General features: G+C 74.6%; 18 protein-coding genes. 9 read left to right on the top strand and 9 right to left on the bottom strand.

All coding sequences use genetic code 11. The features are described from left to right. Positions 1-24: 24 nt before the first annotated feature. The 3 genes from hcp (at position 25) to ABT048_RS20395 (ending at position 3,278) form a co-directional block, all read left to right on the top strand. On the top strand, positions 25-1,695 hold the full coding sequence (hcp, locus tag ABT048_RS20405; protein ID WP_350522834.1) for a hydroxylamine reductase: 1,671 nt from the start codon (positions 25-27) through the stop codon (positions 1,693-1,695). Continuing rightward, positions 1,692-2,726 (top strand): 2Fe-2S iron-sulfur cluster binding domain-containing protein, encoded by a 1,035-nt coding sequence (locus ABT048_RS20400; protein WP_350522833.1) that lies wholly within the window; start codon positions 1,692-1,694, stop codon positions 2,724-2,726. The genes hcp and ABT048_RS20400 overlap by 4 nt, the downstream gene beginning before the upstream one ends. 147 nt (positions 2,727-2,873) lie before the next feature. After that, the gene (locus ABT048_RS20395) at positions 2,874-3,278 is read left to right on the top strand and encodes a nuclear transport factor 2 family protein (RefSeq protein WP_350522832.1); all 405 of its coding nucleotides are present in this window, start codon (positions 2,874-2,876) and stop codon (positions 3,276-3,278) included. Between the two features lie 51 nt (positions 3,279-3,329). On the opposite strand, the gene ABT048_RS20390 is transcribed toward ABT048_RS20395, so the two are convergent. The 3 genes from ABT048_RS20390 to ABT048_RS20380 all read right to left on the bottom strand — a co-directional run bounded on the left by ABT048_RS20390 (position 3,330) and on the right by ABT048_RS20380 (position 6,216). Continuing rightward, on the bottom strand, positions 3,330-4,091 hold the full coding sequence (locus ABT048_RS20390) for a maleylpyruvate isomerase family mycothiol-dependent enzyme (protein WP_350522831.1): 762 nt from the start codon (positions 4,089-4,091) through the stop codon (positions 3,330-3,332). 111 nt (positions 4,092-4,202) lie between these two features. Then, positions 4,203-5,225, bottom strand: a complete 1,023-nt coding sequence (locus ABT048_RS20385) for a 2-dehydropantoate 2-reductase (protein WP_350522830.1) — start codon at positions 5,223-5,225, stop codon at positions 4,203-4,205. A 157-nt stretch (positions 5,226-5,382) separates the two neighbouring features. Further along, the gene (locus tag ABT048_RS20380) at positions 5,383-6,216 is read right to left on the bottom strand and encodes a class II aldolase/adducin family protein (RefSeq protein ID WP_350522829.1); all 834 of its coding nucleotides are present in this window, start codon (positions 6,214-6,216) and stop codon (positions 5,383-5,385) included. A gap of 143 nt (positions 6,217-6,359) precedes the next feature. On the opposite strand from ABT048_RS20380, the gene ABT048_RS20375 reads away from it, so the two are divergent. Further along, positions 6,360-6,980: a TetR/AcrR family transcriptional regulator gene (locus ABT048_RS20375; protein ID WP_350522828.1), complete on the top strand. Its 621-nt coding sequence runs from the start codon at positions 6,360-6,362 to the stop codon at positions 6,978-6,980. An 88-nt stretch (positions 6,981-7,068) separates the two neighbouring features. Here the strand turns inward: ABT048_RS20375 and ABT048_RS20370 are convergent, their stop codons facing one another. After that, entirely contained in the window at positions 7,069-7,896 is an 828-nt protein-coding gene (locus ABT048_RS20370) for a class I SAM-dependent methyltransferase (RefSeq protein ID WP_350522827.1), read from the bottom strand. Between the two features lie 184 nt (positions 7,897-8,080). Here ABT048_RS20370 and ABT048_RS20365 point away from each other — a divergent pair, with 184 nt between their 5' ends. Next, positions 8,081-9,238, top strand: a complete 1,158-nt coding sequence (locus ABT048_RS20365) for a low temperature requirement protein A (protein ID WP_350522826.1) — start codon at positions 8,081-8,083, stop codon at positions 9,236-9,238. Between the two features lie 27 nt (positions 9,239-9,265). On the opposite strand, the gene ABT048_RS20360 is transcribed toward ABT048_RS20365, so the two are convergent. The 4 genes from ABT048_RS20360 to ABT048_RS20345 all read right to left on the bottom strand — a co-directional run bounded on the left by ABT048_RS20360 (position 9,266) and on the right by ABT048_RS20345 (position 13,910). Further along, positions 9,266-10,633, bottom strand: a complete 1,368-nt coding sequence (locus tag ABT048_RS20360) for a GH1 family beta-glucosidase (protein WP_350522825.1) — start codon at positions 10,631-10,633, stop codon at positions 9,266-9,268. Between the two features lie 67 nt (positions 10,634-10,700). Beyond that, on the bottom strand, positions 10,701-11,543 hold the full coding sequence (locus ABT048_RS20355; RefSeq protein WP_350522824.1) for a carbohydrate ABC transporter permease: 843 nt from the start codon (positions 11,541-11,543) through the stop codon (positions 10,701-10,703). Beyond that, positions 11,540-12,604 carry a carbohydrate ABC transporter permease gene (locus ABT048_RS20350; RefSeq protein ID WP_350522823.1) on the bottom strand — a complete coding sequence of 355 codons (1,065 nt, stop codon included), beginning with the start codon at positions 12,602-12,604 and terminating at the stop codon, positions 11,540-11,542. The genes ABT048_RS20355 and ABT048_RS20350 overlap by 4 nt, the downstream gene beginning before the upstream one ends. A gap of 1 nt (position 12,605) precedes the next feature. After that, complete coding sequence (locus tag ABT048_RS20345) at positions 12,606-13,910, bottom strand: ABC transporter substrate-binding protein (protein ID WP_350522822.1); 1,305 nt, start codon at positions 13,908-13,910, stop codon at positions 12,606-12,608. 155 nt (positions 13,911-14,065) lie between these two features. Here ABT048_RS20345 and ABT048_RS20340 point away from each other — a divergent pair, with 155 nt between their 5' ends. Together ABT048_RS20340 and ABT048_RS20335 are read left to right on the top strand one after the other, a co-directional pair. After that, positions 14,066-15,304 carry an ROK family transcriptional regulator gene (locus ABT048_RS20340; RefSeq protein WP_350522821.1) on the top strand — a complete coding sequence of 413 codons (1,239 nt, stop codon included), beginning with the start codon at positions 14,066-14,068 and terminating at the stop codon, positions 15,302-15,304. A gap of 210 nt (positions 15,305-15,514) precedes the next feature. Continuing rightward, the gene (locus ABT048_RS20335; RefSeq protein ID WP_350522820.1) at positions 15,515-17,773 is read left to right on the top strand and encodes a pectate lyase-like domain-containing protein; all 2,259 of its coding nucleotides are present in this window, start codon (positions 15,515-15,517) and stop codon (positions 17,771-17,773) included. A gap of 106 nt (positions 17,774-17,879) precedes the next feature. Here ABT048_RS20335 and ABT048_RS20330 read toward each other — a convergent pair whose 3' ends face one another. Next, complete coding sequence (locus tag ABT048_RS20330; protein ID WP_350522819.1) at positions 17,880-18,863, bottom strand: outer membrane protein assembly factor BamB family protein; 984 nt, start codon at positions 18,861-18,863, stop codon at positions 17,880-17,882. 313 nt (positions 18,864-19,176) lie between these two features. Between ABT048_RS20330 and ABT048_RS20325 the strand changes: the two genes are divergently transcribed. Together ABT048_RS20325 and ABT048_RS20320 are read left to right on the top strand one after the other, a co-directional pair. Continuing rightward, on the top strand, positions 19,177-21,243 hold the full coding sequence (locus ABT048_RS20325; RefSeq protein ID WP_350522818.1) for an ABC transporter ATP-binding protein: 2,067 nt from the start codon (positions 19,177-19,179) through the stop codon (positions 21,241-21,243). Continuing rightward, positions 21,240-21,887: a 2'-5' RNA ligase family protein gene (locus ABT048_RS20320; protein WP_350522817.1), complete on the top strand. Its 648-nt coding sequence runs from the start codon at positions 21,240-21,242 to the stop codon at positions 21,885-21,887. Before ABT048_RS20325 ends, ABT048_RS20320 begins: the two co-directional genes overlap by 4 nt. Positions 21,888-21,914 lie beyond the last annotated feature (27 nt).

The raw sequence follows: 21,914 nt of genomic DNA, 5'->3' as shown, positions 1-21,914 counted from the left end.
CCCCACGAGTCCCGGAGGACCCGCATGTTCTGCTACCAGTGCGAACAGACCGACCGCACCGGCACCACCCCCGGCTGCGCCGGCCTGATCGGCAACTGCGGCAAGGATTCCACCACCTCGGACCTCCAGGACCTGCTGGTCCACGCGGTCAAGGGCATCGCCCAGTACGCGGCCGAGGCCCGCGCCCTCGGCGCCCCGGACGACGACGCGGCGGCCTTCGTCCTCTCCGCGATGTTCACCACGCTCACCAACGTCAACTTCAACCCCACCCGCTTCGCCGCCCTGATCCAGGAGGCCGTCGCCGTCCGGGACCGGGTCAGAGCGGGGTACGAGCGGGCGGCGCGCGTGGCGGGTCACGAGCCGAAGGCGCTCACCGGCCCGGCCGTCTGGGCGCCCGGCGCGAACCCCGCCGAACTCGCGCGCCAGGCGCAGGACGTGCGCGTCGACACCGGGCTCGCCCTGGTCGGCCCGGACGTCGTCGGGCTGCGCTCGCTCCACCTGTACGCCCTGAAGGGCATCTGCGCCTACGCCCACCACGCCCACGTGCTGGGCCGGCAGAGCGCCGAGGTGTACGCCGGGGTGGAGGACGCCCTGGCCCACCTGGCCGGCGGACCGGCCGACGCCGCCGACCTGCTGGAGCGCGCCGTCGGCCTCGGCCGGCTCAACCTGGCGGCCATCGAACTGCTCGACCACGCCAACACCGGCACCTACGGCGCCCAGCAGCCCACCGCCGTCCGCACCACGCCCGTCGCCGGCAAGGCGATCCTGGTCAGCGGCCACGACCTGCGGGACCTGGAGGCCCTGCTGGAGCAGACCAAGGACCAGGGCATCAACGTCTACACCCACGGCGAGATGCTTCCCGCGCACGCCTACCCGCTGCTCAAGGCCCACCCGCACCTCGCCGGCAACTACGGCGGCGCCTGGCAGGACCAGCAGCGGGAGTTCGCCGCCTTCCCCGGCCCGATCCTGATGACCTCCAACTGCATCATCGAACCGCACGTCAGCTACCGCCGACGGATCTTCACCGCCGGACCGGTCGGCTGGCCCGGCGTCCGCCACCTCACCGGCCGCGACTTCACCCCCGTGGTCCAGGCCGCCAAGGCGCTGCCCGGCTTCCCGGAGAGCCCGGCCGAGGAGCGGTTCATCACCGTCGGCTTCGGCCGCGACGCCGTCCTCTCCGTCGCCGACCAGGTCGTCGACGCCGTACGCCGGGGCGCGATCCGGCACTTCTTCCTCGTCGGCGGCTGCGACGGCCCCACCCCCGGGCGCGACTACTACACCGACTTCGCGCTCGGCGCGCCCCGGGACAGCGTGGTGCTCACCCTCGGCTGCGCCAAGTACCGGTTCAACGGGCACGACTTCGGCGAGATCGACGGCATCCCGCGGCTGCTCGACCTCGGGCAGTGCAACGACACCTACTCGGCCATCAGGATCGCGACGGCGCTGGCCGACGCCTTCGAGTGCGGCATCGACGACCTGCCCCTCACCCTGGCGCTCGCCTGGACCGAGCAGAAGGCCGTCGCCGTGCTGCTCACGCTGCTGGCGCTCGGCATCCGCGACATCCACCTCGGCCCCTCGCTGCCCGGCTTCCTCACCCCGGCCCTGGTCGACGGCCTGGTCGAGCGCTTCGGCCTGCGGGTGACCGGCGACGCCGGCGCCGACCTGGCCGCGGCGCTGGAGCGGACGGCGTCGTGAGCGCGCCCGAACCCGCCCCGGTGGTCCTCACCACCAGCGACGGCGGGCGCCTGGAGTTCACCTGCGCCCCCGGCGCCAGCGTGCTGGAGGCCGCGGCGGAGGCGGGCGCCGCCCTGCCGGCCTCCTGCCACCAGGGCACCTGCGGCTCGTGCCACGCCTCCGTGACCGACGGCCGGTACGAGCTGGGCACCCACAGCGCACTGGCCCTCCCGGAGGACGAACGCGAGCGCGGCGACGTCCTGCTGTGCCGCACCTTCCCGTGCGGGCCGCTGACCGCCGCCCTGCCGTACGAGCAGTCCCGCATCCTGTACGGCGGGATCCCCGTCCGGGAGGCCGTCATCACGGCGCTCGAACCGGTCGCGCAGGACACCGTACGGCTCGAACTGCGGCTCGACGGGGACGCCGACTGCCAGTTCGACCCCGGCCAGTTCATGGAACTCCAGGCGCCCGGCAGCGAGGTGAAGCGGGCCTACTCCCTCGCCAACACCGGCAACTGGGAGGGGCGGCTGGAGTTCTACGTCCGGCTGCGGGAGGGCGGGCGGTTCTCCACCCACCTCGCCCACCGGGCCCGCCCCGGCGACCGCCTCACCGTGCACGGTCCCCAGGGCGCCTTCGGCCTGCACGAGACCGGGCTGCGCCCGCGCTGGTTCGTGGCCGGCGGCACCGGACTGGCCCCGCTGCTGGCGATGGTCCGCCGGATGGCCGAATGGCAGGACCCGCAGCCGGCCCGGCTGTTCCTGGGCGTCAACGAGCCGAAGGACGTCTTCGGGGTGCGCGAACTCGCGGCCGTGGCCGAGGAGTTGCCGGGGTTCCGGTACGACGTCTGCGTCTGGAAGCCGTCCGGCGGCTGGTCCGGCCCGACCGGCACCCCGGCCGACCGGTTCGCCGCGGCCCTGCCCGAACTCGCGGGCACCGCACCGGACGTGTACGTCTGCGGACCGCCGCCGCTGGTCGACGCCGTGCTGCGCGCCGCCCTGCAGGGCGGGGTGCCCCAGGAACAGGTCCACCGGGAGCGCTTCCTGGCGGGCTGAGGACCGGCGCCGCCCCGCCCCGCCCCCCGTCCCCGGGGCGGGGCGGCGCCCTGCCGGGGTTCGGCGGTTCGGCCGCCCGGCACCGGCCTTGGGCGGTAGTCTTCTTGACGCACCGTCAGGTACCGGTCGCCCGTCGAGAGGAACACCGTGTCCGACTCCCCGCAGATCGACGCCGTGCGGCGCTTCTACGACGCCAGGGGCGACCTGGACGTGATCCGGTCGGTGGTGGCCGAGGACGCGAAGTGGGACGTGGCGGAGGGCTTCCCCCGCGGCGGCGTGTACGAGGGGCTGGACCGCATCCTCGGCGACTTCTTCCCCTTCCTCGCCGACTTCCGCGAGTTCGGGTGCGTCGGCGACGCGTACTACGAGGACGGCGACCAGGTCATCGTGCTCGGCCGGTACGTCGGCCGGACGGCCGGCGGGGTGCCGGTGACCTCGCGGTTCGCCCACTTCTTCACCCTGCGGGACGGCCGGATCACCCAGCTGCGGCAGACCTCCGACACCCTGCCCATCGCCCGCGCCCTGGCGGCCGGCGAGGCGGCCGGGGCCTGATGTCAGGCTTCGGCCGCCCACGCGGCGGGTGCGGGCCGTGATCGGCGTGCGTCAGAAGGCGGAGTGCGCGAACCAGTGGTCCAGCAGCTCCTGGTCGCCGGACGTCGCGACGGCGGGGGCGGTGCGGTCGAGGCGGCCGTAGAGGACGAGCAGCAGGTCGGCGGCGGTGGCCCGGAGGGTGGCGTCGGCGGTGGTGTCCGCGCCGTCGGGGTCCAGGGCGAAGCCGTCGGGGCGCAGCCGGACCAGCCAGTCGCCCTCGCCGTCGGTGCGGGCGAAGCGGATGGTCCGGTCGTCGCCGCGCAGCTCGGCCGTCCCGGGAGCGAAGAGGGTGGCGAAGGGCAGGTTGGTGAGGAACTCGGCCACGCCGTCGGCCGCGAGGACCGGGTCGACGGTGGGGGTGAGGCCGAGTGCGACCTCGGCGTCGACCCGGTGGACGAGCGTCTCGAACAGCATCCGGCGCACCCAGAAGCGGGCGTGCTGGTCGGCGCCCCAGGCCCACATCGGCGCGTCGAGGTCGGTGAAGGCGGTGGCGGCCTCCTCGGCGGACTCGGCCAGCCAGGCCGGGTAGTCCTCGGTGCGCTCGGGCAGCCGCAGGTCGACGTCGCGGCTGCGCGGGGGCTCCTGGATCCGCTGCCGGAGCAGGACGGTGAACCAGCGCTGCACGCTGCCGGCGTGGCGGACCAGGTCGGCGACGGTCCAGCCCGGGCAGCCGGGCACCGGGAGCGTCGGGTCGGCGTGCTGCACGGCGGCGACGAAGCGGGCGGTCTCGGCGGCGACGGCGGCGACGGCGGTGCCGTGGTCGTGCGGGGTCATGGGCGTGGTCTCCGGGGACGCGGGCCTGGCGGCGCCTCGGGGCGGCGGGCGCCCCGATGGTTCATCGCATGAAATAACGTGGGCGACGGTAGGCCTGAAAGGTTGATTCTGTCAAGCATCCGCCGGGCCGAGCGCCGCCAGCAGCTCCGGGCCCGACCACCGGCGGGCGGCGCCCGGCCCGGCCCGCTCGGCCTCGTGCACCAGCGCGGCCAGCCGCGCGTTGGCCGGAGCCGCCAGACCGTGCCGGGCCGCGATCGCGACCACCTCGCCCTGGAGCGATTCGATCTCGGTCGGGCGGCCCCGCTGCAGGTCCTCCCACATGGACGACCGGGCCAGGGCGTCGATCCGCAGGCTCGCGGCCGCCACCCTCCGGAAGACCGCGTCCGGCAGCCCGAGCACCCGGGGCGTCCAGTGCGGCGGCACCGGGCCGAGCCGGGCGGGCGCGGTGCCCGCCGCCCGGAAGGCGGCGAGCGCCTCCCGCTGGCACCGGGCCAGACAGGCCCGGTACGCCCGGGTGCCCAGCTCCTCGCGCAGCGGCAGGCCGGACAGCGCGTTCACCGCGTTGTTGAGGTTCATCAGCAGCTTCGCGGCCTGGACGGCGGGCATGTCCGTGCGCAGCGCCAGGCTCAGACCGCCCGCCCGGGCCGCCGTCGCGAACGCGCCGGCCGCCGGCACGTCCTCGACCATGAGCGCGCCGCCGCTGCCCTGGTGGACGGCGGCCGGGCCGCTGCGCAGCACGTTGTACGGCACCATCCCGGCGAGCACCCGGTGGCCCGGCAGCCCGGCCCGCAGCTCGTCGGCGTTGTGCAGGCCGTTCTGGAAGCTGATCACCACCGCGCCGGGTGCCAGCCGCCCCGCCAGCTCGCGCGCGGCGGTGCGGGTGCCCGCGGACTTGACGGTCACCAGCACGTAGTCCGCGGACGCGGCGGCGGCCGCGTCGGTGGCGAGGGTCAGCCCGCGCACCTCCCTCCGGGCGCGGCCGGGGCCGGTGAGCGTCAGCCCGTCGCGGTCGAGGGCGGCCATCGCCGCGGGCCGGCCGATCAGGGTGACGTCCGCAGCGGCGGCCAGCATGCCCCCGAGGTGGCAGCCGATGCTGCCGGCGCCGAAGACCGCGATCCGCGGTTCCTTGTCCACTGCTGCTGTCCTTCCGGCGGCGGCCGGAGCCGGCGGGTCGGGTGGGCCGGCCGACGCGGTCGGAGCGGCCTGGGGAGGGCGGGTCGGGCTTGGAGCGGGGCTCGGTGCCGGGCTCGGTGCCGGGCTCGGACCCGGGCCCGGTGGCGGGCCGCTCGGGTCAGCCGGTCAGGTCCGGGTCGGTGGCGGCGATCTGCTCGAAGAGCGGCTGGGCCTGGAACCAGCCGGCCAGGTCGCTGCCCACCTGCCCGCGGGTGATCAGCGCGGTCTCCCGGTCGATGTGCTTGGGGGTGCCGGCCGCCATGGCGAGCAGCTGGGCCTGGCAGGAGCGTTCCATCGTGACGAACCACCAGACCGCCTCGGCGACCGACCGGCCGACCGTCAGCAGTCCGTGGTTCTGCAGGATCACCGCCTTGTGCGGGCCGAGCGCGGCGGCGATCCGCTTGCCCTCGTCGACCTCGTTCACCACGCCGCGGTAGTCGCTGTACAGCCCGTGGTCCTCGAAGAACGCGCAGGCGTCCTGGGTGAGCGGGTCGAGCCTGATGCCGAGGCTGGAGAACGCCTTGCCGTGCAGGGAGTGCGCGTGGGCGGCCGCGACCGCGTCCGGGCGGGCCGCGTGCACCTGGGAGTGGATCACGAAGGCGGCCCGGTTCACCGGCCGGTTGCCGTGCAGCAGGGTGCCCTCGTGGTCGACGAGGAGCAGGTCCGAGGCCTTGATCATGCCGAAGGGCATGCCGAACGGGTTCACCCAGAAGCGGTCGGGGTGCTCCGGGTCGCGCACGGTGATGTGCCCGGCGACCCCTTCGGAGAACCCGAACCGGCCGAACAGCCGGAATCCCGCGGCGAGTTGCTCCTTGCGGTACCGGCGTTCGGCGGCCACCGAGTCGAAGGTCGGCGGCAGCGGCAGGGTGACTCCGGCGGGCAGCGGTCCGACGGCGGCGGCGAGCGAGGCGGGCAGCGGGGTGCCCGCGCCAAGAGGCGGTGGGGTGCTCATGGCCCCAGAAGATACAATGCTGTATCCGATACGACAATGGATCCGATGCAGGGTCGAATCCGGCCGACGGGGCCGTCCGCCGGGCTTCGGGATCCGTCCGCCGCCTCCGACCGCCGACCTCCGAGTGAACCGGGACGCCACCGATGCCCAAGGGTGAGACCAAGCGACGACCGCGCACCCGTGCGGCCCTGCTGCAGGCCGCGCTGGAGACCTTCGCCGAGCAGGGCTTCCGCGCCGCCACCATCGAGCAGATCTGCGAGCGGGCCGGCTACACCCGGGGCGCGTTCTACTCGAACTTCAGCAGCAAGGAGGAGCTGTTCCTCGCGCTGTTCGACGCGCACAGCGACCGGATCGTCGGGAGGATGACCGAACTGGTCGACTCGATCGCCACCGAGGACCTCACCGTGCAGGCGCTGGTCGAGGTCCTGTGCGAGGTCGAGCCGGCCGAACGCGACTGGTACCTCGTCACCACCGAGTTCACCCTGCACGCCATCCGCGACCGGCAGGCCGCCTGGGTGCTGGCCCGGCACGACGCCCGGCTGCGCGCCGAGCTCGCCCGGGCGCTCACCGACCACCTCGCCCGGGCCGGACGCACCCTCACCGCGGACCCGGACGAGGTGGCCCGGCTGCTGATCGCGATCCGTGAGGGAGGCCTGGCGCAGAGCTACGTCGAACCCGAGCAGCTGCCGCCGGGCAGGCTCGAACAGCGCTTCCTGGAGCCCCTGTTGACGGCGCTCACCACGGACGCCACCCCCGTGTCCTGAGACGCCGGCCGCGCCCCGGCCGCGCCCCGGCCGCGCCCCGGCCGCGCCCCGGCCGCGCCCCGGCCGTGCCCCGGCCGGGAGGCCCCGTTCAGCCCGTGGCGGCCGGCCGGCGCCCCCAGGCGGTGATCATGCCGGGGGAGAGGTCGGCGAGCTCGGGGGAGGACAGGTAGGCGAGGGCCCGGTCGAGTTCGCCCGGCTCCAGGGCGGTGCCGGCCTCCAGGGCGTTGCGCATGCTGAGCCAGGTGGTGCGCCAGAAGGCGGTGACGGGCGCGTCGGGGGTCAGCGGTGGCACGTGCACCTCGGCTCCGACCTCCTGCAGGCCCAGCCCCCGCAGGAGCTGCGGGTAGCGGGTCACCCAGGTGACGTCGGTGCCGATCCGCTCGCGCAGCGCCTGCCACATGGCGGCCATGGCGTGCCGGTAGGCGGGCTGCGGCGAGTGCGCCGTGGTCAGGTCGACGGCGTCGCCGACGACCAGCCAGCCGCCGGGCGCCACCCAGTCGGCCAGGCGCGCCAGCACCTCGGCGTGCCCGGGCAGGTGCATCAGGACGAACCGGCAGTGGACCAGGTCGAAGCGGCCGGGTGCCAGCGCCGGGTCGGTGACGTCCGCCGTCGCCGTGCGCAGCCGGCCGTCCGGGCGGGCCCGGACGAACCGCGGGTCCCGGTCGAGGGCCAGGACCTCGTCGACGCCGGCCTCCTCGGCCAGCCAGTGGCTGATCGTGCCGGTGCCGGCGCCGACGTCCAGGCAGCGCCACCCCGGACCGACGCCGAGGGCGGTCAGCCGGGCCCGGGTCGTCGCGTCGTAGGCCAGCGCGCCGTAGTCGATGCGCTCGCCCTCGCCCGTTTCGTCGGGCGCGAAGAGGTCCGTTCCGTACCGTCCGTCGTCCGGTGCGGCGCGGTCTTCCGGTCGTTCGTCCACTGGGGCTCCTCTCCGGGGGACGGGGCGGAGCCGTCCGTCGGGCGGCCGCCGCGTCGGCCCGCCGTCGACGGGCTGTCACCCGTGCGTCCCACCCGCGGCGGTTCGCAACCGTCCGCCGCCGCGATCCCACCCGAACGGCCGTGTCGGCGCACGCGGCGCGCCGCCCGGGGGCAGAGTGGGGCCCGTGAGCGAGAGCGCGGCGCCGGTGGACGGCGAGGAGCACCGGGCCGGCTGGTTCGAGCTGTTCTTCGACCTGGTGTTCGTGGTGACCGTCGCGGTCCTCGCCCACGGGCTGCACGGCGACCCGGACGCCGGTGACTTCGGCACGTTCCTCGTCCTGTTCTTCCCGGCCTGGTGGGCCTGGGCGAACCTGATGGTGACGGTCAACGTCTTCGGGTCGGCCGCGCCGCGCATGCAGGCCGTGCTGCTCGGGGTGATGCCCGGACTCGGCCTGATGGCGGCCGCCGCGCCCGAGGGGCTGGGCGACCGGGCGTGGGCGTACGCGCTCGGCGCGGCCTGGGTGCGCCTCGGACTGTTCGGCATCTGGTGGGGGCACGCCCGGCACCGGGACAACCCGCTGCCGCTGTGGCGCCCGCTGGCGTACTGCCTGGCGCCGGCCGTGATCTGGGGGGTGTCGGCCGCGCTGCCGAGCCCCGAGCGGTTCGTGCTGTGGGGCCTGGGGATCGCCCTGGAGGCCACGCTGCTGGCGGTCCGGGCCGGGGTGACCGCGACGTTCTACGAGCGGATGTCGATCGAGCACCTGGTCGAGCGGATCGGCCTGTTCGTGGTGATCGTGCTCGGCGAGAGCGTCTTCACCGTGGTCTCCACCCTCGCCGACCACTTCACCGGCGCCTCGGCGGCCGCCGCCTTCCTCGGCTTCGCGGTCGTCGCCGAGCTGGCCCTGGCCTTCTTCCGCTGGGGCACCGAGAGCGCCGCCCGCGGGCTCGACCGGGCCCAGTCGGGCGGCGCCGACACGGCGATCCGGGACACCGTGATGTACCTGCCGTTCGTGCTGATCGCCGGCATCACGGTGCTGTCGGGCGCGCTCGGCACCGCCGTCGCCGACCCCGACGACCACCTCCCGCCGGGCGCCCGCTGGGCGCTGTGCGGCGGGGTCCTCGCCTTCTACACCGCCAACGCGGCGATCTCGCTGCGGTACGGAGACCCGGCCCGCACCGTGCTCGACTGGTACGGGCCGAGCCTGGTGCTCGTCCTCGCGGCCCTGCTGCCCGCGTCCGTCCTGCTGCCCGCCTGGGGCGCGGTCGGCGTCGCGGCGGCCGTGGTCCTCGCGCTCACCGCCCTGGCCGCCCAGCGGGTCCGGAGCCGGGCCCTGGCGGGGTGAGCCGCGGGCCCGGCGGGTGAGGCGCGGTCAGTGCGGCGTGCCGGGGGCCGCGCCGCCCCGGCCGCGGTGGGCGGCGATCAGTTCGGCGTAGCGGCGGCCGCTGGTCTTCACGGTGCGCCGCTGGGTGGGGTAGTCGACGTGCACCAGGCCGAACCGCTTGTCGTAGCCGTACGCCCACTCGAAGTTGTCCAGCAGCGACCAGGCGAAGTACCCGGCCGGGCCCGCCCCCCGGGCGGCGGCCCGGGCGCAGGCCGCCAGGTGCTCCCGGAGGAACGCGGTGCGCTCGGGGTCGTGGACGCCGCCGTCCGGCCCGACCGTGTCCTGGTAGGCGGAGCCGTTCTCGGTGACGAAGATCCGTCGAACGCCGTAGTCGTGGGTCAGCCGCAGCAGCAGCTGTTCCAGGCCCGGTGCGTGGACCTCCCACGGCATGGCCGTGTGCCGCGGGTTGGGGCCGGGCACCTGGCGGAACCGGGGGGCCGGGCCGCCGGGGTCGTCGGCGACGATCTGCCGGAAGTAGTAGTTGAGGCCGAGCCAGTCGAGCGGTGCGGCGATCAGGTCGAGGTCGCCGTCGCGGACGGGCAGGTCGACGCCGTACTCGGCCCGCATGTCCGCCGGGTAGCCGCGGCCGAGGACGGGATCGAGCCACCAGCGGTTGATGTGGCCGTCGGCCCGGGCGGCGGCGGCCCGGTCGGCCGGCGAGCCGCTCGCCGGCTCGATCGGGCTGAGGTTGTTGACGATGCCGATCCGTGCGCCGGGCACGGTCTCGCGCAGCGCCCGGACCGCCAGGCCGTGGCCGAGGTGGAGGTGGTAGGAGGCCCGGACGGCCGCGGTGAGGTCGGTCAGGCCGGGGGCCATCGTGCCGTCCAGGTGCCCGATCCAGGCGGAGCAGAGGGGTTCGTTGAGGGTGGCCCAGTAGGTGACGCGGTCGCCGAGCCGTTCGCCGACCGCGGCCGCGTACTCGGCGAAGCGTTCGGCGGTGGAGCGGGCCGGCCAGCCCCCGCGGTCCTGCTGGGCCTGCGGGAGGTCCCAGTGGTAGAGCGTCGGGAACGGGACGATGCCGGCCGTGAGCAGGCCGTCCACGAGCCGGTCGTAGAAGTCCAGGCCCGCGGGGTTGACCCGGCCGTCCGCCAGGGGCACCACGCGCGGCCAGGCGATCGAGAAGCGGTAGGCGTCCAGCCCGAGGGAGCGCATCAGGGCGACGTCCTCGGGCCAGCGGCGGTAGTGGTCGCAGGCCGTGTCGCCGGTGTCGCCGCCGACGATCCGGCCGGGGGTGTGCGAGAAGGTGTCCCAGATGGACGGTGCGCGTCCGTCGGCGTCCGCCGAGCCCTCGATCTGGTAGGCGGCGGTGGCGGCCCCGAACAGGAAGTCGGCGGGCAGGGCGCTGAGGTCGGTCACGGGGCTGCCTTTCGGCGGGCGAGGGGAGGGCGAGGGGCGGGGGAGGGGGCCGGGCCGGCGGATCCGGTCATTTGACGGCTCCGGCGGTCAGGCCGGCCACCAGGAAGCGCTGGAGCAGCAGGAACCCGGCGACGACGGGCACGCTCACCACCAGGGAGGCGGCCATCACCTGGTTCCAGTAGACGTCGCCGAGCGTCGCGTAGCCCTGGAGGCCGACGGCCAGCGTGCGGGTCCGGTCGTCGGTGAGGACGGAGGCGAACAGCACCTCGCCCCACGCGGTCATGAAGGCGTACACGGCGACCGCCACGATGCCCGGGAGCGCCGCCGGCACGATGATCCGCACCAGCGCCCGTACCGGCCCGCAGCCGTCCACCAGGGCCGCCTCGTCCAGGTCGCGGGGGACGGAGTCGAAGTACCCGACCAGCATCCAGATCGAGAACGGCAGCGAGAAGGTGAGGTAGGTGAGGATCAGACCGCCGCGGCTGCCGTACAGCGCCACCCCGGTCGCGTTGCCCACGTTGACGAAGATGAGGAACAGCGGCAGCAGGAACAGGATGCCCGGGAACATCTGGGTGGACAGCACCGTGACGGTGAACAGCCGGCGCCCGCGGAAGCGGTACCGGCTCACCGCGTACCCGGCGAGCACCGCGACCAGCACCGAGCAGACCGTCGAACCGCCCGCCACGATCAGGGAGTTGACGAGGTAACGGCCGAGCGGGACGGTGTGCCAGATGTCCAGGTAGGGCCGCAGCGTCAGGGTGCTGGGGATCCACCGGAACGGGCCCTGCACGTCCTGGAGGGGCTTGAGCGAGCTGGAGAGCATCACCAGCACCGGAGTGGCGGCGAACACCGCCAGCCCGGTGAGCAGGAACCGGCGCAGCCACCGGAAGGACGCGGACGTCCCGATCATCGCGCACTCCTTCGGCCCGGGGCCCTCCGGCGGGAGGCGAGCAGCAGGTAGCCGGCCGTCACCAGCAGCAGGAAGAGCAGCAGGAGCACCGACATGGCGGAGCCCGCGCCGAAGTTCCAGGTGACGAACGAGGACTGGTAGATGTGGACGGAGAGGAGGTCGGCGGCCTCCGGGGCGGACCTGCCGAACAGCAGGTAGGGCGTGTTGAAGTCGTTGAAGGTCCACAGGAACAGCACGAGCACCAGCACGAGGTTGACCGGGCGCAGCGAGGGCAGGCTGATCCGGCGGATCTGCTGCCAGACGCCAGCGCCGTCGAGGGCGGCGGCCTCGTACAGCTCGCGCGGGATGTTCTGCAGGCCGGCGGTGAGCGTGAGGAACGCGAAGGGCCAGCTGCGCCAGACCGCGACGGTGACCAGCGCGGCGAAGCTGTGGTCGCCGAGCAGCCAGAAGGGCTTGTCGTCGACGAGGTGCAGCTGGTCGTGGAGGACGTGGTTGAGCAGGCCGGTGTCCCGCTGGAAGACGAACGACCAGGTGATGACGGCCGCGTACACCGGCAGCGCGTACGGCAGCAGGAACAGGGCGCGCAGCAGCCCGCGCCCGCGGAAGGCGTCCTGCAGCAGGACGGCGGCGACGGTGCCGATCAGCCAGGACAGGCCGACGGCGAGGACGGTGAAGGCGCAGGTGATCCAGAAGGAGTGCAGCAGCGCGCGGCCCACCGGGGCGTGGAAGTCCACGGACGTCCGGTAGTTGCCGAGGCCGGTCCACGGGGCGGTGGACCAGTCGCGGATGGTGAACTGGGTGAGCTGTTTGAAGCTCATCGCCGCGCCGACGACCATCGGCGTCAGGTGGACGAGCAGTTCGAGCAGGAGCGCCGGGAGGAGGAGGACGTAGGGCAGTGCGGCGCGGCGGCGGGCGCGGCGGCCGGACCGGTCGGGACTCCCCTCGCGGTCGCGGCGGGTGCGGTGGCCCGGGTGGGCGTCGGTGCGGTGGCCCGGGTGGGCGTCGGGGCGGTGGCCCGGGTGGGCGTCGGGGCCGGTGCGGACGGCCGGTGCGTCGGACACCTCAGTGCGCCGGCATCTGCTGCCGGGCCTTGGCGAGTTCGGCCCGGACGGCGTCGTCGGTGACGGGCCGGCCCGCGGCGGCGGCGCCCATCAGGTTCTTCACCGCGGTGCCGACCAGGGTCTCGAACTGGCTCTCCTCGGTGACCTGGGGGAGGGGCGCGGCGCTGGTCCTGAGCACGTCGGCGAGGGTCCTGAGCTCGGGCGTGGCGAAGGCCGGGTCGGCCTGGGCGTCCTTGACCGGCGGGATGGAGCCGTAGGCCCGGTTGAGCCGGATCTGTTCGTCGGTGCCGGTCATGAACTTCACGAACTTCAGTGCGCCGTCGGTGTTGTGGGTGTTGCGGAAGACGGCGAGGTTGATGCCGGCGACCATGGAGGTGGTGGCCCGTTCGCCGCTCGCGCCGGCGGGTGCGGGGACCGGCGCGACGGCGTAGTCCTCGGGTTTCATCCCGTGCGAGGCGAGGTTCGCCCCGGCGGACTGCCACATCAGCATCGCGGCCCGGCCGGTGGCGAAGTCGGCGACGGACTGGTTGTTGCCGTACTCGGCGTTGCCCGGAGCGGCGATCCGCTCGGTGCCGAGCAGCCCCACGTACTGCTTGACGGCGGCCACCGTGCCGGGGCCGTCGAAGACGGGCCTGCCGGCCGCGTCGAAGAAGTCGGCGCCGTGCTGCTTGGCGAGGGTGAAGGCGTGGTGCACGTTCTCGGAGACGTTCCCGCCCTCGATCGCGAGGCCGTAGTGGTCCCCGGAGGTGAGCCGGTGCCCGTCGGCGACCAGTTCCTCCCAGGTCGCGGGCGGGTGGTCGAGCCCGGCCTCGGCGAAGAGCCGCTTGTTCCAGTACAGGCCGTAGGCCATCGAGTAGAGCGGGACGGCGGCCGGGTCCTGGCCGGCCGCGCCGGTGGAGGCGAGGGCGGAGGGCAGGAAGCGGTCCCTGCCGCCGGCCTTGTCGAGGGCGGCGGCGTCGAAGGGAAGCAGGGCGCCGGTCGCCTGCAGCGAGGCGGACCAGGTGTTGCCGATGTTGAGGACGTCCGGGCCCTGGCCGGAGGTGGTCGCGGCGAGGATGCGGTTCAGCAGGTCGGACCAGGGGATGACTTCGAGCTTGACCTTGATCCCCGTCTGCTGTTCGAAGCTCTTCAGCTCGGGCTCCAGGACCCGGCGGTCGTCTTCCAGGCCGGTGCCCTGGTTGGACGCCCAGTAGGTGAGCGTCGTGGGGCTGCTGTTGTCGCCGCCGCCCTGGCCGCCGCAGGCGGTGGCGGTGAGGACCAGTGCGGCGGCCAGGGCGGTGGCCGCGGCGGTGCGGCTGCTGGGCATGATGGTGGCGCCCCTCTCGGACAGGGTCGGGCGAAACGGAAGGCGAAGGGAAGTACCCTGGGCAGCGGCTTACTTCACGGCGTGATTTAACGGCTGCGGGTCGTTGCGCGTCAAGGGACCGGACAGTGAGTGACGAACCGACAGGAGGGGTGCCCGTGACCGGGCGAGGCGGAAACACGGTGCGCGACCTGCGCAGGGGCAGCCGGGCCACCGTGCTGCGCAGGCTCTACTTCGACGGGCCGCTCAGCAGACAGGAGTTGGGCGCGCTCACCGGTCTCAGCGCGGGCTCGGTCAGCAACGTGACCGGCGAGCTGCTGGCCGACGGCCTGATCGAGGAGTGCGGCTCGGTGGGCTCCGACGGCGGCCGCCCGCGGACCATGCTCCGGGTCGCCGCCGGGCGCTTCCGGCTGGTGGGCGTCGACGTGGGCGAGACCCAGGTCCGGGTGGCCCTGTTCGACCTGACCCGCACCGAACTGGCCGCCGGCGACCTTCCGCTCTCCGACCGCGGCCGCGACGCCGGCCACGTGGCGGAGCTGATCCTCGCCGGGCTGGCCGACGTGCTCGACCGCACCGGCACCGCCCCCGAGGCGGTGCTCGGCGTCGGCGTCGGCGTGCCCGGCATCGTAGAGCAGGGCGCGCCCGGCACGGACGGGCTGGGCATCGTGGTGCACGGTCAGACCGTCGGCTGGGACGCCGTCCCGCTCGGCCGCCTGCTGCGCACCGGCACCGGCCTGCCGCTGTTCGTCGACAACGGCGCCAAGACGCTCGGGCAGGCCGAGATGTGGTTCGGGGCCGGGCGCGGAGCCCGGCACGCGGTGGTCGCGCTCGTCGGCTCCGGCGTCGGCGCCTGCGTCATCGCCGACGGCGCGCGCTACCGGGGGGCCACCAGCAGCGCGGGCGAATGGGGCCACACCAAGGTGCACGTCGGCGGCCGCCGCTGCCGCTGCGGCGCCCGCGGCTGCCTGGAGGCCTACGTCGGGGCCGAGGCGCTGGTCGAGCGCTGGGGGGCGGCCCCGCCCGGCGACGAGAAGGCGGGGCTGGCGGCGCTGCTGGCGGCCGCGGAGGCGGGGGAGCCGGCCGCCGTCGGACTGCTCGACGAGGCCGCCGAGTACCTCGGCGCGGGGATCGCGGACCTGGTCAACCTGTTCAACCCCGAGCGGATCGTGATCGGCGGCTGGGCGGGCCTGCTGCTCGGGCCCCGGCTGCTGCCCGGCATCCGCGCCGCGGCCACCGGGTACGCGCTGCGCTTCCCGTACGAGCACGCGCTGATCGTCCTCGGGACGCTGGGGCCGGAGGCGGTCACCACGGGGGCCGCCACCCTGCCGCTGTCGGACTTCCTGGACTCCGGCGGGCAGCTCCCCGATCGTTCGCATCTCTCCGACGCCAGCGCATAGTTCACACCCTGAGGAAAGTCGGCCCGGCGGGTTGACAGTGGCCGGACGACGGCCCGAGACTCGCCGTCAGGGACGGCCCGGCGTACAGCTGCCCGGGCGACGTCCCCGAGTCGATCCCCGGTGAACCCCGACCGCCCGGTGAGGCGATCCCCCACGGGCCGCTGCCGCGCGCCACCGGAACCCCCACCCACCTCACCTAGGGACATGCCGATGAGGCATTCTTCAGCACGCCCGCGCTCGGTACCGGGCACGGTACTGGGCCTGCTCCTGTTCCTCGTGTCGGCCCTGGCGGTGCCGGCTCCGGCGTCCGCCGCCGGCCCCCGCCCCGGCCCGGCCCCCGCTGCGGCTCGGGCCTCTTCTTCCGGCTCGTCCTCCGGCTCCGGTTCGTCCGCCGGTTCCGGCTCCGGTTCCGCCTCCGCCGACTGCGGCACCGACGACGCCGCGAAGGGCCGGCCGGCCGTCGCCTCCTCCACGGAGAACGCGGGCACCCCGGCGGGAGCGGCCGTGGACGGCGACCCCGGGACCCGCTGGTCCTCGGCCTTCAGCGACCCGCAGTGGCTGCAGGTCGACCTCGGCGCGGTCCGCCAGGTCTGCCGCGTCAGCCTCGACTGGGAGACCGCGTACGGGCGTTCGTACCGGATCGAGGTCTCGGACGACGGCGCGTCCTGGCGCACCCTGTACAGCACCGCCGGTGGGACGGGCGGCACGGAGACCGTGCCCCTCGCCGGCAGCGGCCGCTACGTCCGGATGACCGGGCTCGCCCGGGGCACGAACTGGGGCTACTCCCTGTGGGCGTTCCGGGTGAACACCTCCGACGTGCCCCCGGTCCAGGGCGGCGGCGACCTCGGGCCCAACGTGCTGGTCTTCGACCCCTCGACGCCCGGCATCCAGGCCACCGTGGACCGGATCTTCCACCAGCAGGAGGCCAACCAGTTCGGCTCCGACCGGTACGCGCTGCTCTTCAAGCCGGGCACCTACACCGGCCTCAACGTCCAACTCGGCTTCTACACCTCGGTCGCCGGTCTCGGGCTCAGGCCCGACGACACCACCGTCAACGGTGACGTCACCGTCGACGCCGGCTGGTTCAACGGCAACGCGACCCAGAACTTCTGGCGCTCCGCCGAGAACCTCGCCCTCAACCCGGTCAGCGGCACCGACCGCTGGGCCGTGGCCCAGGCGGCCCCGTTCCGCCGCATGCACGTCAAGGGCGGCCTCGACCTCTCGCCCGCCGGGTACGGCTGGGCCAGCGGCGGCTACATCGCGGACAGCAGGATCGACGGCACCGTCGGCAACTACTCCCAGCAGCAGTGGTACACCCGCGACAGTGCGATCGGCGGGTTCACCAACGGCGTGTGGAACCAGGTCTTCTCCGGCGTCCAGGGCGCCCCGGCCCAGAGCTTCCCCAACCCGCCCTACACCACGCTGGACACCACGCCGGTCTCCCGCGAGAAGCCCTTCCTCTACCTGGACGGCGCCGACTACAAGGTCTTCGTGCCGGCCCGGCGCAGCAACGCGCGGGGCGTGTCCTGGGACGGCGCGCTGCAGGGCGAGTCACGCCCGCTCAGCCGCTTCTACGTCGTCAAGCCGGGGGCGAGCGCCGCGACCGTCAACGCGGCCCTGGCCCAGGGTCTCGACCTGCTCTTCACCCCGGGCGTCTACCACCTCGACCGGCCGATCGCGATCAACCGGCCCGACACCGTGGTGCTGGGCCTCGGCCTGGCGACCCTCGTCCCCGACAACGGGGTGACGGCCGTTCAGGTGGCCGACGTCGACGGCGTGCGGCTGGCGGGCCTGCTGGTCGACGCCGGGCCCGTCCGGTCGGACGCCCTCGTGCGGGTCGGCCCGGACGGTGCCAAGGGCGGCCACGCCGCCGACCCGACCACCCTGCAGGACGTGTTCGTCCGGGTCGGCGGTGCGGGCGCCGGCACCACCACCACCGGCATCGTCGTCAACAGCAACGACGTGATCGTGGACCACACCTGGATCTGGCGGGCCGACCACGGCACCGGCGTCGGCTGGGACGTCAACCCGGCCGACTACGGCCTCGTGGTCCGCGGCGCCGACGTGCTCGGCACCGGGCTGTTCGTCGAACACTTCAAGAAGTACGACGTCGAGTGGTCGGGCGAACGCGGCCGCACGATCTTCTTCCAGAACGAGAAGGCGTACGACGCCCCGAACCAGGCCGCGATCCAGAACGGATCCACGCTGGGCTTCGCCGCGTACAAGGTCGACGACAACGTCACCGCCCACGAGGGCTGGGGGCTCGGGAGCTACTGCTACTTCAACGTGGACCCGACCATCCGGATGGACCACGGCTTCGAGGCGCCGACCCGGGCAGGCGTGCGCTTCCACGACCTGCTGGTGGTCTCGCTCGGCGGCAAGGGCCAGTACAACCACGTCATCGACGGCACCGGTGCCGCCACCTCCGGCAGCTCGACCACGCCGTCGACGGTGGTGGCCTACCCGTAGCCCGTAGCCCGTAGCCCGTGGCTCATGGCTCATGGCTCATGGCCGGGGTGCGGATCGCGGGGCTGCCGCCCTCGGGTGGCAGCCCCGCAGCGGTGCTTCCACGTCGTCAGAGCCGCCACGCCCGCAGGCTGTTCCGGGTGACGGTCAGCAAGCGCCCGGCACCGAGGTCGTGAACGGCCGCGATCCGGCCGCCGAGCCGTTCCCGCCCGGCCACCCCGCCCCCGGCGTCCAGGCGGAACAACCTTCCGCCCTCCGACGCGAGCACCGTCCCGCCCGCCGTCCCGACCACCCCCTGGGCCGCCGGGGTGCCCAGGCCGGCCCGCCACCGGCGGGTACCGTCCAGCGGATCGACCGTGACGTACCCGGCGCCGGCGGCCCGCACCTCGCGCAGCCACAGCACCCCGTCCACGAGCAGCGGCGCCTCACCCAGCAGCGGGCCCTCGTGGGTCGTCAGCAGCTCGGGCCGCCGCCCGTCGGCGCGGAGCACCACCACCGCACCCCCGTCGCAGCCCACCGCGCAGCGATCCGCGTCCACCACCGTGAACACGGGACGCCCGTCGGCACCCGTCAACGGCCGGGGGAGTTCCCAGGACGCCGACTCCCGGCCGTCCCGCGGATCGACCAGCCAGGCCCGGGCGCCGTGGCCCAGCAGGAACCCGCCCGCCCAGGCGACCGGCCGCTCCGTCGTCGCCCGCGAACCGCTGCGCCACAGCGGCCGACCGTCCGTCAGGTCGAACGCCGCCAGCGGGGTGTACCCGCGCCAGCCGCCGACGAGCACCACGCCGTCCGCGACCGCGACCTGACCGGTCCAGTGCTCCACCTCGGCCTGCCAGAGCAGCTCTCCCGTGGTGAGAGCGAGGCAGGCCAGCACATCGCGGTCCTGCGGCAGCACGAGCACCCGCCGGCCCACGACGACCAGCGCCCGCGGCCAGGCCACCGCCGGGACGTCCCACAGCGGCGTGCCGTCCGCCGCCCCCAGGCACACCAGGCGGGTGCGGCGCTCGTGCACCACCACCCGCTCACCCGCGAGCGCCAACTGCGAGTACGCGCCCCGCTGGTGCAGCACCCGCTCCCACAACTCCGTGACCACCGCAGCCTCCGCCCTCTCCCCACCCGGCCGACGCACGTCGGCGCCCGCCGGAAGGCGAACCGAGCAGGATACGCCCGGGCCGTGCCCGAGCCGACCGCGGCCCGGGGCACGGCGCAGCTCGGCCTCGCCACCGCGCGCCGTCACCCACTCGGGTGATCCGGCCGTGGCCCGGCCCGGCGCGCGGGCGCAGCACGGACACTGGGCATCCCGGCCCTTCCGCACCCGCCCCGTCCTGCTGTGTCCTGCCCCGTCCAGTGCTGACCTGCTCGGCCCTGCCCCCGCCACCGCCCGTACCCCTGACGGCAGGAGTGCCATGACCGCACCCCGCACGAGCACCACGACGGACCACCCCCCGGTCCCGCCGGCCCCGCCGGCCTCCGAGAGCGAACAGCTGCTGTTCGGCGGCCCGATGCGCTACGACTACGGCTGGGCCCGGCACGAGTTCGCCGGCGCCAAGGTGACGTTCCGGACGGTCGCCCGCCAGATGCCCCGCTTCCTGAAACTGGCCGGGCAGATGGCGTGGGCCGCCGACCGCCTGGCCCTGGTGGCCCTGCTGGCGGCGGAGGTGCTGCGCGGCGTCGCCGCCGCGGTCGCGCTGATCGCCACCAACCGGGCGCTCGGCAGCCTCCTCACCCCGGGCGACGTGACGACGGTCCTGCGCGCGGCGCTTCCGGCGGTCGTCGCCGTCGGCGTCGTCTCCGCGCTGTCGGCGGCACTCGCCGCCGTGTCCGGACTCGCCTCCGGCCGCCTGGAACCGGCCGTGTTCCGGGCGGCCACCGTGGACTTCCTGGGCATCGTCTCCCGCTCGGAGCTGGCGGCGATCGAGGACCCCGAGTTCCTGGCCGAGGTCGACTCCGCCCGCTGGGGCGCCGGATCCATCCAGCACATCATCGGCCAGGCCACCGCCGTCCTCACCGCCCTCTTCGCGCTGGTCTCCGCCGCCGGTGTGCTGTCCGTCCTCCACCCGGCGCTGCTGCCGATGCTGCTGCTCATCACCGCCCCGCGCGGCTGGGGCGCGGTGCGCACCGCCCGCCGCCGCTACCTGTCCACGCAGGCGATGCTCCAGCACAACCGCGCCGGCAGCCTGATCTCGGACATGCTGATCCGCCCGTGGTCCGCCGCCGAGGTCCGGGTGCACGCCTGCGGATCGTTCCTTCTGCGGCACTACGAACAGATGGCCCGCGCGGCCGAACGCGAACAGACCCGGCTGGCCGGGGCGAAGGCCCGCACCGACCTGCTCACCGCGTTCCTGGCCGGGCTCGCCACCACCGGCGCGTTCGCGCTGCTGGGCTGGCTGGTCGAGTCCGGCTCGATGCCGCTGGCCGTGGCCGGCACCGCGGTGGTCGCCATCCGCACCGGCTCCGCGTCCATCGGAGGCCTCGTCTCCCAGATCAACGGCCTGTACGAGGAAGGCCTGTTCGTCGCAGACCTGGAACGGCTGCGCCGCGACGGGCACCGCCGCGCGATCCCCGCCGGCGGCACGCCCCTGCCCGAACGGCCCGACGAGATCCGGGTCGAGGACGTGTCCTTCACCTACCCGGGCCGCGACACCCCGGCCCTCGACCGGGTCAGCCTCACCGTCCACCGCGGCGAGGTCATCGCCCTGGTCGGCGAGAACGGCTCCGGCAAGTCCACCCTCGCCCACCTCCTGTGCGGCGTCTACCAGCCGCAGCGGGGCCGCATCCTGTGGGACGGCACCGACACCGCCACCGCCGACCGCGCCCACCTGTTCGCCGGCATCGCCCTGCTCGCCCAGAACTTCCAGCGCTGGACACTCACCCTGCGCGCCAACCTCCTCCTAGGCCGCCCCGAAGTCCCCAGCACCCAGGCCCAGTTGGAGGAAGCCGCCGACTACGCCGACCTCGACCCGGTGCTCGCCGACCTCGACCGCGGCTGGGACACCCTCCTCGCCAAGGGCTTCGAAGGCGGCGTCGGCATCTCCGGCGGCCAGTGGCAGCGCGTCGCCCTCGCCCGGCTGCGCCACCGGGTGACCACTCCCGGCCCCGACGGCCGCCTGCCCCACCTGGTCGTGGTGGACGAGCCGACCAGCGCCCTGGACGCCAAGGCGGAGATCCAGGTCTTCGACCGGATCCGCGCGCTGACCGGGCTCGGCGTCAGCGTCGTCCTGATCACCCACCGCCTGGCCGCCACCGCCCGCGCCGACCGCATCTACGTTCTCGACCACGGCCGCCTCATCGAGGAGGGCACCCACGACGAGCTGATGGCCCGGCCCACCGAGTACCGCGAGGCCTACCGGCTGCAGGCCGCCCAGTACGGCATCGGCGACCACCTGCCCCGCCAGACCGCCCCCGCCCCCGACCCCGCCCCCGCCCCCGCGCCCGCTCCCGGCCCCGCCCCCGACCATCTGGAGATGACATGAAGCCCTTCCGCCCCACCTTCGGCCGCGCCCCCTGGCCGGACGGCCTGCGCGCCCTCCAGGTGTACGCTCTGCCGGACCTGCCGCCCGGATCGGCCCTGCACACCCTCCTCGCCGACCTGCGCAAGGCCCTGGCCGGCTTCCCCGTCGTGCCGGTGCCTGACGAACGCGCGCACATCACCCTCGACATGGTCACCTCCGGCCCGGCCGACAGCTTCACCGACGCCGAACGCCGCGAGCTGGCCGAGGAGTTGCGGGTCTCGGTGGCCGGGATCGGGCCGCTCCGCCTGCAGGCCGGATCGCCGATCGCCTACCGCACCGGAGTCCGCCTCGACCTCCACCCCGACGGCGAACTCGCCGCCCTCCAGCACCGCGTCCGCGCCGCCGTCCACCGTGTCTTCGGGCCCGACTCCACCGCCTACCCGCTCGGTGTGCTGCACACCACCGCCGCCTACGCGGCCGCCGACACCGACACCGACGAGCTGGCGCAGGCCGTCCACCGGGTCCGGCCCGGCCACGCCCCGTTCACGGTGCGCCGGATCATCGTCAACGAGGTGTTCTGGCAATCCGTCCCGGTGCCCGGTGCCGACCTGCCCGGCCGGCGGATCTGCTGGGACACCCTCGCCACCATCCGGCTCGACGGGTAGGCCCTCGCCTGCTTCCGAGGGGCGCCG

It is taken from the genome of Kitasatospora sp. NPDC096140 (assembly GCF_040303045.1).
In the GTDB taxonomy this organism is placed as follows: domain Bacteria; phylum Actinomycetota; class Actinomycetes; order Streptomycetales; family Streptomycetaceae; genus Kitasatospora.
Note: the sequence above shows the minus strand (reverse complement) of the source record. Positions and strands in the feature narration are given on the sequence as shown.